The sequence below is a fragment of the Microbacterium deferens genome, from assembly GCF_045517775.1.
Lineage (GTDB): Bacteria > Actinomycetota > Actinomycetes > Actinomycetales > Microbacteriaceae > Microbacterium.
In genome coordinates, this window is record NZ_JBEUWT010000001.1 from 1,002,951 (window position 1) to 1,016,047 (window position 13,097).

Below are 13,097 nucleotides of genomic sequence, written 5' to 3' on the forward strand. Positions count from 1 at the left end.
CCATGGCTGATTCCTCTTTCGACATCGTCAGTAAGGTCGACCACCAGGAGGCGGAGAACGCCCTCAACCAGGCCCGCAAAGAGGTCGAGCAGCGCTACGACTTCAAGGGCACCGGCGCCTCCATCGAGTGGAGCGGCGAAGCGGTGCTCATCAAGGCCGGCACCGAGGAGCGCGCGAACGCGGTGCTCGACGTCTTCCAGTCGAAGCTCATCAAGCGCGGTATCTCGCTGAAGAGCCTCGAGAGCGGCGAGCCGACGCCGAGCGGCAAGGAGTACCGCATCACGTCGACGCTGAAGGACGGCATCTCGTCGGAGAACGCGAAGAAGATCGGCAAGATCATTCGCGACGAGGGCCCGAAGGGCGTCAAGTCGCAGATCCAGGGCGACGAGCTGCGCGTGCAGTCCAAGAGCCGCGACGACCTGCAGGAGGTCATCCGCGTGCTGAAGGCCGCCGACCTCGACCTCGACCTGCAGTTCATCAACTACCGCTGAGCGAGTCCTCTGACCTGGGGTTTTCCGATACCAGTCCGCTGAGAGTCCGCATCGGCAGCAACCTGAGACATGAAGTCCGCGGTTGCAGCTCGAGTGCGGTCCTCGGCAGTTGGCCACAGGTGGGAGTACACGTTCAGGGTTATGGACGGTTGCGAGTGCCCGAGAGCCCGCTGCACGGTGACGACGTCGCAGCCCGATGCGATCAGGTTCGATGCGAACGTGTGACGCAGCGCGTGTAGCGTCACATCGTCCCCGAGCTTCGCCGCCGTCCGAATGCGCCGCCATTGTTCGCCCGCGCTGTTCCGGTTCCACATCTGCCCGAGAGGGTTCGCGAACAGGGTCTCCCCCGGCTCGGTAATCCGGCCGTCAGAAACGTGTGCCGCGAGAGTCTCGATCAACGCATCCGGGACGTAGATCGTCCGCTCCGACCCATACTTCGGGGGGACGACACGTGTCGTTTTAATCGTCGAACCCTGGACCTGACGCGCTACGCGGATCGACCGAGCGAGGAAGTTGACGTCACCTAGCTCGAGGCCCGCAGCCTCACCGAGCCGCAGACCGGCAAATAGGCACACCGCGATGAACGGTCCGAAGTCGCCCGCGACGTCGAGAGCGGCGCGAGACTGAGCGACGGACAGCAGCTTCATCGCCGCGTCCTGACGCCGAGATCTCGGTGCTTTCACGCCCGACGCCGGATTGTCGGGGATGACTCGATCGCTCACCGCGGCGCGGAAAGCCATCTGCACGTAGTTCAGGCGGGTCTTTACGGTATTGGCGGCGAGCCCTCGCTTGATCTCCCCGGAAACCCATCCCTGCACGTGTGAGGGCTTCACTGACCGGATTGACTGGTCGACCCACGACACCGACTCGACGGCGGTCGTAGCGGCCTCCACCGTGCCATCCGCCCACGACTGACGACCCATCCACGCTTTCACCCACACCGACCATGTCTCACGGCCGGCGCGAGGGTCGACGTACTGACCGGTCACCATTGCGGCCGTGACCTCGTCTAGCCACCGCTGGGCGTCCCGTTTGAGCTCGAAGTGACGCGCGTGTTCCCGCCCCGAATCGTCGCGGTAGCGGGCGCGCCAGGACCCATTGGGGCGCTGCCGCAAGCTAGCCACGACTGCGCCGGGTGGCAGATGAGTTCAGGAACCGGCCGGCTTTCGTCGTCTCGTTCAGTTCAAATCCAGCCCTAACCTGATCGACGATGGCCTGGGCTTCTTCTGCCAGGTTGATCGCCTCGAAGTTGTTCACGTTGAGGGTGAGCATCTCGAGCTCCTTCAACAGCGTCTCGTCAGAGTCGGCCTCGTCGATGATCTCGTCGAGAGTATCGACGAGTTCCGGCATCTTCACTTGCCATCTCGCGACGTTCTCGGCCGCCTGCCTGAATCTCACGAATTCCTCGCGCGCCGCACGATGCCGCGCCTGAACGATCGCCAAGGACTCTGATTCCGAAGTCATGGCCTCGATCGTCACCTGAAAGATCCGAGCAACCGCCCGCGCCTCGCTGAGACGAACAGGACGCCCACCCATCTCTATGCGAGAGAGGGTCGAAGTGTTCATGTAATCAATGCCCCCCGCGCGCATCTTGTCGACCAGCTGCGCTTGAGTCCACTCGCGTTCCTCACGCAGGAAACGAAGTCGCGAGCCGAAAGCGGCATCGACGGAGAAGGGAAGATCGGCCATGCTCCCAGGATGCCAGTTCTCAATTCTGAAAGCAATCAGGTCCCACGGTTGACAACGACCCCCACCGTCCCGATACTGGGAGCAGATGCTCGCAGAAATGAGAGGACAGAGATGCCAACAAAGCTCCTGACGGTAGCTCAAGCCGCGACGCGGCTGAGCACCACCGAGAACGGCTTGCGGTGGATGCTCCACCAGGGAACCGCGCCGAGATCGGCGAAGATCGCCGGGCGACGCATGTTCCGGGAATCGGACGTGGACGACTTCATCGAAGCCGCATTCGCGAAGGCCGGGTAGATGCCACCAGACGACGCGCGTTCGGTTGCTTCGGGCCCGAACGGATCTCTACTCGGGAGGCTCTGGTACTCCGACCCGACTGGCCAAGCCGCAGTCCAGAACATCCTCGCTCTATCCCGAGCCGACGACCTTCGAGTCGTTGATGCCCAGGGCAACCCGCTTTTTCTAATCAGGAAGGACGTGCTTATCGACGCAGTCGTGCCGCACTTGCAGTTCTCGATCACCCGCCGCGGACGGTCGAACATCCGCGCACACAAAAAGAAAGCCCCCGCTCCGGTAGCAGCCGGAGACGGAGGCGAAGTCACCAGGAAAGGCAACAAACTCTCATGACTACTGTACAGAAAGCGACGCCTCGCGTCGAGACGCTCATGAACCTCGAGCACAAGATCGCCGACCTCCGGGGCGAGCAGAAGAGCATCCTCGAGACCATCGTCCAGGACGCCGAGTTCATGGACGTCCCGATCTACCGCCTCTACTACTTCGACGTCGACGACGACCGCGAGGTGACCCCCGGGACGCCCTGTCACCTTGTGTGGGTCGAGCACGAATGGTCGGAGACCATGGATCGCTTCCGGGTCCACGCCGCCAGCAAGTGTGACGGTGACGACTGGTGCCAGAAGCCCGGCGCGACCGTGAAGTTTCCGAAGTACTGCCATGTGGGGTCGCGGACGTTCTACACCCGCCACACCGACGTCGTATGCGTCGGTGTCGAGGACGTCGTGGAGGAGATGATCTCCGGGAAAAGCCCGAAGAAGGTCATGACCTTCGTGTCCGTCTCGACCGGACGGCAGGCAGCAGCATGACCGGCCAGGAAGTTCTGCGCGACGCCGCGGAATCGTTCGCCCCGTGCACCGTCCACACCTGGTGCCAGGTCGATCACTCGAAGGACGACGACGCGATCGACGCGCAGTACCACAAGCGGTCCCGCCACGGTCAGATCATTGAGTACGACCTCGTCATCTCCGAGGGACGCCCGTACGTGTACTGGCAGGAGGACTTCGCCGTCTCGGTAGACCGGGGGAACGAGGTCTACTTCGATCAGCTCATTGTCGACCTCATCGACATGAAGACCGCGTGGATCGAGTTCGAGCGCGACTTCCGATCTGAGTCAGACCACTCACCTGCGGATCATCTCGTTGAACCCGACAAGATGATCCGCCGCCGGCCCGAGGTCGACGAGCATCTCCGAGAACTGGACGCTTGAACTCCCCTAATCGTGTGCCCCGCAGCCCGGCCGCTGCGGGGCACACCCCTTTCCGCCACGACCCCAGCAGAGGCGGTGTCCATGGGAGCACGACTTGTAGCGAAGGCCATCGCGTACGCCGTTGACGTGCCACTGAAACCCAACGAGTTCCGGCTTCTCGTCGGCATGTCTCTGACCGCGCTCGATCAAGACAGCCCACCCCGGTACTTCGACTCACGTGAGGCGTCCTCGATCACTCTCGGACGTCGTGTGCGTGACGAAGTTCACCCGGATGACCCCGAACATGCCGAGATCGAGTTGGAGCGTAACGCGGCTTTCAGCGCGGTGAAACAGGCGGTCTCTGGGCTCGTCAAGCTGCAGGCTATCCGGCGGCTGCGGATGGGCAGCCGATACGCCGGCCGCACCGAATTCGCACTCACCCTCGATGTCGATCAGACCCGTGCCACCGATGAGTTTCGGAAGCGGAACGAGGCTTCTAGGGGCAGGAAATCCCTACCCCTAGCCGGTAGGGAATCCCTACCCCTAGAAGGTAGGAAATCCCTGCTTCTAGGGGTAGGAGATCCCTACCCCCTAGGAGAAGGAAGGAACCACAAGGAACAAGGCGCAGGAGAAATGGGCACCAACGCGAGCACCTCACTAGACCCTGTGGACAACTTCGAATCAGTCAACTGAGACCGACCCGAGAGGAGATTCCAAATGAAGACAATCAACGCCCCGAAGCCCCAGAACTTCGACGCGCTCGCACGCACATGGAACGACCCCGAGGCTCACGCGAGAGAACTCGCGCGCTACTACGAGCAGCTGCGGTCCGAAGACGCCTTAGAGGTTCCGGTCGACCGGACGGAGCCTCGCCGTGGCCGCGACTAGCTCCGCGCCCACCGCACGCCGAATCGGAGGACTGACGAAGACCGTGGTGCAGGGATGGCCACCCGAGTACGGCGGTCCCGTCGATGTCCTCGACATGCGCCGTGTCCGATGGGTCGCCGGCGCTCGCATCGTGCAACGCGAATCGGGCGCGTGGGAATGGACATGCCGCCCCATCTACCTCCGAAACGACGCGATCGCGGACCTCGCCCGCCTGATCGAAGCCGGTTGGGACGTCCGCATCAACCCACTCGACGCAGGCCGGTTTCGCGTCGACATCCGCGAGATGTCCGAAGCCCCCCAGTCCGCACGCCATCCCTAGCGAAAGGCACCCCCATGACCGACACCGAACAGACCCGATCCGAGATCGCAGACCGATACGGGATTCCCGCGGCTGTCCTCCGCGGAGACACCCGCGAGCAGCTCGAGGCCCACGCCGCAGAGCTCAAAGGTGTGCTCGCCGAGCCTCGCGAACTCACCGCCGCGGAGATCGTCGACCACATCGTCAACGGCGACCGCGACGCCGAAGACATCGTCACCCAAGCCCTCAGCCACTAACCATCCACCCAGGAGATCAACATGAAGACCCCAGACCTCATCGGATACGAGCCCAACGAGTCCAACCACATGGACATGATCGGTTGGCTCAACACTCTCGAAGACCTTGGCGTGAACATCGCCAAAGAGTTCCCCGCCGTCCACAGCGCGAACGAACGCGTCGACCGTCTACTCAGCATCAGGGCACAGCACGCCAACGCCGCAACCGACATCAACATCGCGGCACGCAAGATCGGCATCGCCGACGATCTCGACGACACGGACGCTGTACTCACCTACGCCGATCACTACGCCTACGCCGACAACCCCGACCACCGCGCCCGCGTCTCCGTTCTGCTCACCCGCGCAGCAGACTTCGCACGCGGTGACGCGCTCCGCCGATTCCGACGCGCACCAATCCTCGACATCATGCGACCGGCATTCGACACCCTCGCCCACCGCATCGTCACCGCAGCAGCGACCATCCCTCAGGGCGTCATGAATGTCGGAGACGCCGCCCGGCTCGGTCACTCCGACGCCTACCTCCAGCTCGAGCGCGACATCGCACAGTGGAAAGACACCGCCGACCTCATCGGTGCCCTGCACGACGCTGGCGTCCTCGTCGCCGTCCGCCCCGAACGCTGGCCCGCCGAGTTCATGATCGACAACCTGGACGCGCAGCGCGAGGCAAGCGGCTCGATCGACCATCCGATGCGGCGAGCGGCAGGAATCGCCGCCGGCATACCGAACCTGCACATCCCCACCGAGGGAGAAGTCATCCCGGCCGCGCCCCTCGGATCCGCTGAAGACACCAAGACCATGTGGGCAGCAGCGGACGCCAACGCAGCCGACAAGGCGGCACGCGAAGACCTCGGCCTCGTCTCCCGATAGAGACAGCCGACACCATGCGTCGCGTCAACGTCACCCCAGCGTCCAACACCCGCGGGCTCCTGACGCTGAACCGGGAACGAAGGTCACACCTCGCCATGAGGGAGACCTGCGCGACAGCGCCGGCACCGAGCGTCACAGCGCCCCGGTGCCGGCGCACACCCCACCCCACCACCCCTCCCCCCGGAGGAGGCTTGCGCGGGGAGGAGCTGACCAAAGCAGCGCGTGCAATGCGATGAAGTCTGGTTTCCGCGGGCCTCGGCACCGCCCAGGCAGCCTCAACCAGTGCTGCAGTGGGTCCGCGAGGTCTGAGATTTCAAATGCGCGTCAGAGCGGCGCTGGCCGCGAGAACCGTTACATGCTCGAAGGAGCTGAGAAGTGACCAACACGACCCAAGTCGTCAGCGACCCTCGACAGGTGCTCGAGGCGGCTCTGCCGGAAAACATGGAGTGGGACGAACGCGAGCTCGTGCTCCTGGGGATCCTCGATCGCCAGGCGAAGCACATCGCCGAGCTCGAAGCGGCTCTCGCGACAACTGGGTACCTCGACACCGGCTCGCGTGGGCAGGTGCGCGTCAATCCGCTCGTGTCTGAGCTGCGACTGCAATACGCGGCTATGGCTCGCGTGGCCGAAGCCATCCGTCTCCCGGAAGAGGCGGGAAACCCGAAGAGCATCCGCCACCAGCGAGCCGCACGCCGGCGCTGGGGCCAGAACGGAGAACAGACCAGTGCCTAGATTCAAGCCCAGCCATGCCACGCGGCCTTCGACTGGTGTCGCGGCCGCCTTCCGAGATGTAGGGGGCCGCCGGTTCACCGACCTCGCGGACGCGCTCGACCTCGGTCAGCCGGTAACGGTCCTCGGCTACACCCTCTACAAGCACCTCGGTTCGGAGTACCGCGGCCACGCTCGCCACATGCGTTGCACCGTGCGCCCAGACGGGGCCGTCACCTGCCGGTCGCCACGCTTGGCGGACGCTGGGGGCCGGCGATGAGTATTCCCCCGACGCGGTGGTTTCGGATGGCACAGAGCTGGCATCTCATCGCTGCCGCACTCAAGACACGAGCGGCAAACGGTCGGCCTCAGGCCATCCGAATCATCGGGGTCGCCACCGGGCAAGAGGCGTACTCGCTCGCAATGATTCTCGAACACCTTGAGATCCCCGGGCACATCCTCGCCACGGACATCAACCCCGAGCTGATCGACTACGCAAGCGCCGCTGTCTACACCGACGAGCACGTGCGCGAGGCCATGACGGCCGGGGTACTCGGGCCCGTCGAGGTCTTGAACTTCTTCGCGAACCTCGCCTCCAACGTCTGGACCGTGACACCTCCTGTCCGTAGCCGTGTCACATTCGGTGTCGCCGACGCGGGCTCGGATCCGCTTGAGACCTGCGACATGGCTCTCGCGCGAAACGTGTGGACGTACATCGGCGCGCGCGGTCGCGCACATCTACTCGCAGAACTCCGTTCAGCGATCCCCGCGGGCGGCATCGTCGCCACGGGCGGGTCCGACTTTTCAACGCACGACAGCCCTCACGATGCGCTCCCAGGATTCACGTACGCGGGCGCCGCCGGACTGTACGTACGCGATTAGGACGCTGGCTGGCGCCTGGGCCGGTCCGCTTACGGACGGCTAGGCCCAGTACGGCGGTTTTGTGAAGGTCTGCCCGTCCGCCGTGAAGCTTTGCGGAAGCTGCAGGCGCTTGATGCGTTTACGGTCGACATTGAACGAAGCTGGCATGAGTTGCTTGAGATGCTTCGATACCCGGTTGGGCGGAAACGCAGCGGCGACGAAGAGGTGGGCGCCAATACTGCCGACCGCACGCACGGCGGGGGCGAGGTCGCTGTCTCCGCTAACGATAATCGCGGAGTCCATCTCGTGACGAGCAGCATCGGCCACCAGAGTGACCGCAATGTTGACGTCGGTTTCCTTCTCCTCATAGTGCTGATGCTGTCGGCCGCACCCAAAGCAGGTGATCGTCTTCTTCTGGTAGCGACCCATGATTGGGGTGAACTGCTGGGGGTACTTCGCGCTCAATGCATCGATGTAATGAGCTTGACGGCCTTGGGCCGCCGGATTGTCCAGAACCGGTGCTGAGAAGTACTTGACGCCGATGAGACGCTGGGCGGGACGGAACGTTTGGGCGAGTTCAACGACGTCGAGCCATAGAGTTGACCGCCCAAACTCTTGATGCATACCGTGGTAGAGGTTGTACCCGTCGATGTAGACCATGAGGCGCTCAGCGGGCTTCGACGGTATCGGCGGGCGCATGCAGAAACCATAGACCAGCCCGGGCCGGGATAGCCGAAGCGGGAGCGACACGCCCGGGATGCAACCTATTGACAGACGTCCAGCTACGACGCCTAATATGTCTCATACCACCCCTGGTTGCCCAACCTCAGCCAGGCCCGACGCCCCGCCACCGTGCGGGGCGTCTTTGTTTCCCAGCCCGGGCGCGACGCGCCCCTCAGGAGCTGGGCGGGATCCCTGCCGCCCGGTGAGAGACCGCTTGCCGCCACACGGTGATCTCCCACCCACCACCCGGCCCGTCGACCCACACAACGCAGACGCGGTCGTTATGGCCCTTCACGTACCCGCGTCGACGTTCCGCCATCTCATGCGGGAACTGCACCCACACCCACACGGGAGGGCGTGCTGTCGTCCACTGGAGAGGTTGCGGCCCGTATGCCTGCATAGGTAGACCCATCGGCGCGGCCCCGTCCTCACCTGTCCGCTCCTCAATCCTCGCGTCGATCTTGCCCGCGTACCGTCTGTTCGTTCCCACCAGCCAGGTGCCCCTTTCCCCGGCCCGAGGCGATGAGCTTATGACTGGCCGCTGACACCGCACCAGAGCTAAGGCGGTCTGACTATCACCCCCGCCACCCCTCCCCCGAGAGGGTAGGCGCGCGGGGAGGAGCTGTGATTCTGCCCGCCCCCGAGTCTGGGGATTTCGGGCAAGCGGTAGCCTCAGCGGCATGAACGTCACCCTGCTCCTGATTCTCGCCGCCGGCGTCATCGGACTCGTCGCGCAGTACTTCATCATCCAAGCCGCGGTGCTTAGCGCCCTCCGTCAACACACGATGAACAGCACGGCTGCCGTCTCGGTCGTGTCGTCCGTCCCGCTACGTGTAGAAGCGCAAGACGCTGATGGAACTATCTAGCGACGACGTTTCGCGACTCGCGGCGCAGATCGCACAGCACCTCCGGGGCCATGCGAACAAAAGAGCCTTCACCCGCGAGCAAGCTGCCGAGTACTGCGGCATCAGCTTCTACAAGGTCGCCAACGCGATACGCCGCAACCAGATCCCCGCCAAGAGGCACGGCAAGGACATCGTCGTTCTCCGAGAGGATCTTGATACCTGGATGGACGGGTGGGAGCCCGCCTGAGTCCGCAAGGAGTCCGCAGAAAGTCCACCCGAGCTCGATCGAACCCAACTAGGCTCGCCTCCCCATGCGCGGAATCACGCGGAATCCAACCGAATGCGTTCAAGTACACTCAGGTGCTGGCAGTTCATCAACTACCGCTGAGACAGCCCGCTGAGCCGGCGCTCGGCGCCTACGCCTTCCCGGCGCCCCAGCGTCCGAGCGCCTCGATCGTCTCGCGCAGGGCGAGGCCGTGATCGGTCAGCGCGGAAGCCCGCGTGTTGTGGCGGAGGGGCAGGCGCGTCAGCACGCCGGCCCCCTCCAGCTCACGCGGTCGAATCGGCGTCGGGTTTGATCCAGAACGGCGAGTAGTGGTAGCCGTCGGGGTCGTCGAACTGCCGCTGGTACATGAAGGGGTAGTCGTCGGTGTCGCCGATCCGTCCGCCGGCGGCCCCGGCGCGCTCGACGAGCTCGTCGACCGCCTCGCGGCTGGCGAGATCGAACGAGACCGTGGCCTTCGACGGTGCGCCGGGTCCGCCGATCACATCCTTGGTGCCGCCGACGCTCGCGTACATCTCGCGGCTGCCGAGCACGACGTACTGCTCGGGCGCGATCGCGAGCACGACACGTTGTCGCCCGACACCTCGGCGTTGAGGGTCCACCCGAGGGCGGTGCAGAAGGCGTTCGACGCCCTCGACCGGGCAGGTGAGCAAGAGGCTCATGCGGCTCACACGTGCACAAGACAAGTGAGCCGTCACGACCCCTGTCGCGTCACGCCGTCTCCGGGTCGTCGCATTCGTAGGCGGAGGCCTTGCGCTCGAGGAACGAGCAGAGCTCCGAGACCGTGGCGAGCTCGCGGGAGAGCCACATCACCGTCTTCGCGTCGAGACGCAGCGGATCTTCGCGCGCGTCGAACACGGTCACCCACCGGTTCGAGCCGACGAACTCCGGCTCGATCGTGGTGACGGTGGTGGCGTTCACCATGCGGATCTCGACGAGACCGGTGTCAGCGCCGTCCTCACCGTCCTGGATGAGCACGACGACGTCGCTGACGAACGGCGCGTGCAGGTCGCTGAACTCGTCGATCCACCCTTGAAGGGTGGGAAGCGTGTGGTACGTGATCGGTTCTCCTGGGGGCACTCGAGATTGTTGATCGCCGCCCAAAAAGCCAGACAACGGCCCCACAATTATTGCAGTCCTTCCGACACTGAACGCGTACGTCTGCGGGTCGGGTTTCTCTGTTCGATCCGCGGAACGACCCGGGGGTGTCGCCGACGCACCCACGGAATGCCCGGTGGAGACCGGATGCGGCGCCAAGCCGACCGATGTCGAACGACCCGTGTTTCGTCCGTCGTCAAGCCGGTGTCGCCCAGTGCGCGGAAACGACAGTCTGAAGGGGTCACCGCCGGCCCGAGGTGCCCGTTCCGGCGGTGACACCACCGCGTCAGCCGCGCGGCAGACGCGCCAGCGTGTGCAGCAACATCCGCGCCGTCGAGTTCGACGGCTTGCGCCACGACTGCCCGCCCACCATGACGACCCGGCCGCGCAGCAGAACCCAGAACGACAGGCGATCGGCGCAACCGGTCGCCACGGGCACCACCTCGAACTTCGGCGCGTCGCCGAGCAGCTCGACCGCGTCGCGACGGGCCGACAGCGCCGTGGCGAAGTTGGCCGTGCGCAGTGCCAGGGTCAGACCGTTCGGTGAGTGCACTCCCCAGAATGCTCCGTCGGGCCGGCGCAGCGGCCCGGGCAAGAGGGGCTCATCGCCATCCATGGGGACCATCGCGAGGGCGGCCGCTCGAACCGCCGTCCGCCCGGCGTAGCGAGCGGCGTCCTGCTGAACGTCGAAGACCTCGACCGGGAGCGGGGCGAGGCTTCGTGCCGGCTCCGGCCTGTCCTCGAGCGGCTCGGAATCGGGGGTCCACAAGGAGCTCATCATCGTCCTCCGGTTGTCAGTCGCCGGCGTCCGCCGTGCGCGAGGGAGTGATCGACCTTCGACGCGGCAACGGTGACCGGCCACCCGCCGGTCACGGGGCACCCGGCGTAGCGGTCTGAGTCGAGGTCGGGGTGGGGGTCGACGGCGTCTCGACGGCCACCGTGACGGTGACGCCCACGCGAAGAACGGTCCCCGCGCCGGGCATCGACCCGGTGACCAGCGACGAGGCGGGCGCGCCGCTGCGGTCGGATGCGGCGACGAACCCCGCGGACTGCAGTGTCGCGGTCGCCGTGGCCAGGGTCATCCCCGCGACCTGGGGCACCACGTTGCTTCCCGAGGCCACCGTCACATTCACGGCCCCGCCGACGGGTAGGCGTTCGCCCGGCGCGGGCGACTGCGACAGCATCCGGTCGACACTCTCGGCCGATTCGACCCGGGTGACCGCCCCGAGAGCGAGGCCGGCGGCCTGCAGAGCGCCCTCCACTTCCGCCAGCGACCCGTGAAGAATCGGCACCGCGACCTCGGCGGGTGTTTCGACGCGGGCGATCTCGGTCGGTTCGACCCGCGGAGCCTCCGGGGGAAGCACCGCCGTCTCGGTCGGCACGGGCGCGGCCGTCGATGCCGTCGGGCTCGCGGACGCACTCGCCGGAGGCTCCGCCGACGACCCCGACGGCGCGGCCGCCGCAGCGACAGCCCAACCGGCGAGCCCGAGGATGACCATCCCGGCCACGACCGCCGCGGCGCCGCTGCCCCCGCGGGGACTGGGCGCGGGAGCGGGAGCGTCGTCGGTACTGCCGAGGTAGGCCAACGACCGATCCGGCGCCGCGCTCGGCAGCACCCGGGTGGCGGGATCGGCGGCGGACACGTCGGCCTCGGTCACGGGCAGAGCGGGTGGGACGGCGCGGCGCACCGCATCGCGGAACTCCGCCGCGTCGCGGAATCGCTGGCCCGGGTTCTTCGCCATCGCGCGCGTGACGACGCGGTCGAACGCGCGCGCCGCCGGTGCGATGACCGAGGGCACGGGCGGCGGCGCCGACAGGTGGGCGTGCAGGGTCGCCTCGGTGCTGTGCCGGAGGAACGGCACCCGGCCGGTGAGGGCGAAGTACAGCACCGCCCCCGCCTGGTAGAGGTCGCTCGAGGCCCGCATGGGCAGACCCTGCGCCTGCTCGGGCGACATGTAGGCGGCGTTGCCGACGACCCCCGAAAGAGGCGCCCGCCCCGACGACGCGGCCTGCGGCTCGGTCAAGAGCACGTCGTCGCCGAGAGTCGTCCGACCGCTGAGATCGGCCAGCCCGAAATCGACCAGTCGCACCATGTCCGGCGTGAACGGAGAATCCGTGGGAACCTCTGACGCGCCGTGGAGGATCACGTTCTGGGGCGAGACATCACGATGCACGATGCCCCCGGCATGGGCCGCGGCGAGGCCGTCGAGAAGGCCGATCGCCAGCACGGCGGCGTCGTCGGGCGTGAGCGGCCCCGTGGCGTCGACCCACTCGCGAAGAGTGGGCCCCCGGAGCAGGTCGAGCGCGATCCAGGGCATCGTGACTCCGGCCGCGTCGTGGAGGCCGGCGCCGTGCACCCGCACCACGTTGGGGTGCCGGAGCGCCATGACGTGCGCGGCTTCGCGCAGGAACGCGTCACGCGACGACTCGTCGTCGCACAGATGCGGATGCAGCAGCTTCACCGCGACGCGCTCCCCCACCGCAGCACCTGCGCTGGCGTCGGCCGTGAGGTCGACCGCGGCGAAGACCGACCCGGTACCGCCCACCCCGAGCAGCTCGCCGAGCGCGTAGCGTCCGCCGATCGCTTCGCCGGAGGTGTGCGCGCCCAC

The 13,097-nt window shown here is 66.0% G+C and carries 19 protein-coding genes and 3 pseudogenes; 13 read left to right on the top strand and 9 right to left on the bottom strand.

Features of this window, described 5'->3' with window-relative positions:
- Positions 1–2: 2 nt before the first annotated feature.
- Positions 3–491, top strand: a complete 489-nt coding sequence (locus ABTU82_RS04785; RefSeq protein ID WP_116648598.1) for a YajQ family cyclic di-GMP-binding protein — start codon at positions 3–5, stop codon at positions 489–491.
- Here ABTU82_RS04785 and ABTU82_RS04790 read toward each other — a convergent pair.
- The 3 genes and pseudogenes from ABTU82_RS04790 to ABTU82_RS04795 form a co-directional block, all read right to left on the bottom strand.
- Positions 482–1,480 (bottom strand): tyrosine-type recombinase/integrase, encoded by a 999-nt coding sequence (locus ABTU82_RS04790; RefSeq protein WP_407172062.1) that lies wholly within the window; start codon positions 1,478–1,480, stop codon positions 482–484. The genes ABTU82_RS04785 and ABTU82_RS04790 overlap by 10 nt on opposite strands.
- Positions 1,481–1,492: 12 nt before the next feature.
- A pseudogene (locus ABTU82_RS16720) lies at positions 1,493–1,615 on the bottom strand (site-specific integrase); the annotation flags it as partial.
- A complete protein-coding gene (locus ABTU82_RS04795) occupies positions 1,608–2,180 on the bottom strand; it encodes a helix-turn-helix domain-containing protein (protein WP_407172064.1) in 573 nt (190 codons plus the stop codon). The gene ABTU82_RS04795 and the pseudogene ABTU82_RS16720, both read right to left, overlap by 8 nt.
- 183 nt (positions 2,181–2,363) lie before the next feature.
- Between ABTU82_RS04795 and ABTU82_RS04800 the strand changes: the two genes are divergently transcribed.
- From ABTU82_RS04800 to ABTU82_RS04845, 10 genes are all read left to right on the top strand, one after another.
- Entirely contained in the window at positions 2,364–2,474 is a 111-nt protein-coding gene (locus ABTU82_RS04800) for a hypothetical protein (RefSeq protein ID WP_407173291.1), read from the top strand.
- Between the two features lie 326 nt (positions 2,475–2,800).
- Entirely contained in the window at positions 2,801–3,277 is a 477-nt protein-coding gene (locus ABTU82_RS04805) for a hypothetical protein (protein WP_407172066.1), read from the top strand.
- Complete coding sequence (locus ABTU82_RS04810) at positions 3,274–3,678, top strand: hypothetical protein (protein ID WP_407172068.1); 405 nt, start codon at positions 3,274–3,276, stop codon at positions 3,676–3,678. The genes ABTU82_RS04805 and ABTU82_RS04810 overlap by 4 nt, the downstream gene beginning before the upstream one ends.
- An 81-nt stretch (positions 3,679–3,759) precedes the next feature.
- Positions 3,760–4,350 (top strand): hypothetical protein, encoded by a 591-nt coding sequence (locus ABTU82_RS04815; protein ID WP_407172070.1) that lies wholly within the window; start codon positions 3,760–3,762, stop codon positions 4,348–4,350.
- A 24-nt stretch (positions 4,351–4,374) separates the two neighbouring features.
- Entirely contained in the window at positions 4,375–4,545 is a 171-nt protein-coding gene (locus ABTU82_RS04820; protein ID WP_407172072.1) for a hypothetical protein, read from the top strand.
- A gap of 43 nt (positions 4,546–4,588) precedes the next feature.
- Entirely contained in the window at positions 4,589–4,864 is a 276-nt protein-coding gene (locus tag ABTU82_RS04825; protein WP_407172074.1) for a hypothetical protein, read from the top strand.
- 14 nt (positions 4,865–4,878) lie between these two features.
- Positions 4,879–5,100: a hypothetical protein gene (locus ABTU82_RS04830; RefSeq protein ID WP_407172076.1), complete on the top strand. Its 222-nt coding sequence runs from the start codon at positions 4,879–4,881 to the stop codon at positions 5,098–5,100.
- Between the two features lie 21 nt (positions 5,101–5,121).
- Complete coding sequence (locus ABTU82_RS04835; protein ID WP_407172078.1) at positions 5,122–5,970, top strand: hypothetical protein; 849 nt, start codon at positions 5,122–5,124, stop codon at positions 5,968–5,970.
- Between the two features lie 375 nt (positions 5,971–6,345).
- Entirely contained in the window at positions 6,346–6,702 is a 357-nt protein-coding gene (locus ABTU82_RS04840) for a hypothetical protein (protein ID WP_407172080.1), read from the top strand.
- A gap of 252 nt (positions 6,703–6,954) precedes the next feature.
- Complete coding sequence (locus ABTU82_RS04845; RefSeq protein ID WP_407172082.1) at positions 6,955–7,560, top strand: CheR family methyltransferase; 606 nt, start codon at positions 6,955–6,957, stop codon at positions 7,558–7,560.
- Between the two features lie 39 nt (positions 7,561–7,599).
- On the opposite strand, the gene ABTU82_RS04850 is transcribed toward ABTU82_RS04845, so the two are convergent.
- Positions 7,600–8,199, bottom strand: a complete 600-nt coding sequence (locus tag ABTU82_RS04850) for an NYN domain-containing protein (protein WP_407172084.1) — start codon at positions 8,197–8,199, stop codon at positions 7,600–7,602.
- 743 nt (positions 8,200–8,942) lie between these two features.
- Here ABTU82_RS04850 and ABTU82_RS04855 point away from each other — a divergent pair.
- Both ABTU82_RS04855 and ABTU82_RS04860 read left to right on the top strand, forming a co-directional pair.
- On the top strand, positions 8,943–9,128 hold the full coding sequence (locus tag ABTU82_RS04855) for a hypothetical protein (RefSeq protein ID WP_407172086.1): 186 nt from the start codon (positions 8,943–8,945) through the stop codon (positions 9,126–9,128).
- Positions 9,115–9,354 carry a helix-turn-helix domain-containing protein gene (locus tag ABTU82_RS04860; protein ID WP_407172088.1) on the top strand — a complete coding sequence of 80 codons (240 nt, stop codon included), beginning with the start codon at positions 9,115–9,117 and terminating at the stop codon, positions 9,352–9,354. Before ABTU82_RS04855 ends, ABTU82_RS04860 begins: the two co-directional genes overlap by 14 nt.
- A 169-nt stretch (positions 9,355–9,523) precedes the next feature.
- On the opposite strand, the pseudogene ABTU82_RS04865 reads toward ABTU82_RS04860, so the two are convergent.
- The 5 genes and pseudogenes from ABTU82_RS04865 to ABTU82_RS04885 all read right to left on the bottom strand — a co-directional run.
- Positions 9,524–9,667 (bottom strand): annotated as a pseudogene (locus ABTU82_RS04865) (winged helix-turn-helix transcriptional regulator); the annotation flags it as partial.
- A pseudogene (locus ABTU82_RS04870) lies at positions 9,657–10,052 on the bottom strand (VOC family protein). The pseudogenes ABTU82_RS04870 and ABTU82_RS04865, both read right to left, overlap by 11 nt.
- 49 nt (positions 10,053–10,101) lie before the next feature.
- Positions 10,102–10,470 carry a hypothetical protein gene (locus tag ABTU82_RS04875; protein WP_116648597.1) on the bottom strand — a complete coding sequence of 123 codons (369 nt, stop codon included), beginning with the start codon at positions 10,468–10,470 and terminating at the stop codon, positions 10,102–10,104.
- Positions 10,471–10,774: 304 nt separating this feature from the next.
- Entirely contained in the window at positions 10,775–11,266 is a 492-nt protein-coding gene (locus tag ABTU82_RS04880; protein ID WP_407172090.1) for a hypothetical protein, read from the bottom strand.
- A 91-nt stretch (positions 11,267–11,357) separates the two neighbouring features.
- Positions 11,358–13,097 carry a protein kinase domain-containing protein gene (locus ABTU82_RS04885; protein ID WP_407172092.1) on the bottom strand — a complete coding sequence of 580 codons (1,740 nt, stop codon included), beginning with the start codon at positions 13,095–13,097 and terminating at the stop codon, positions 11,358–11,360.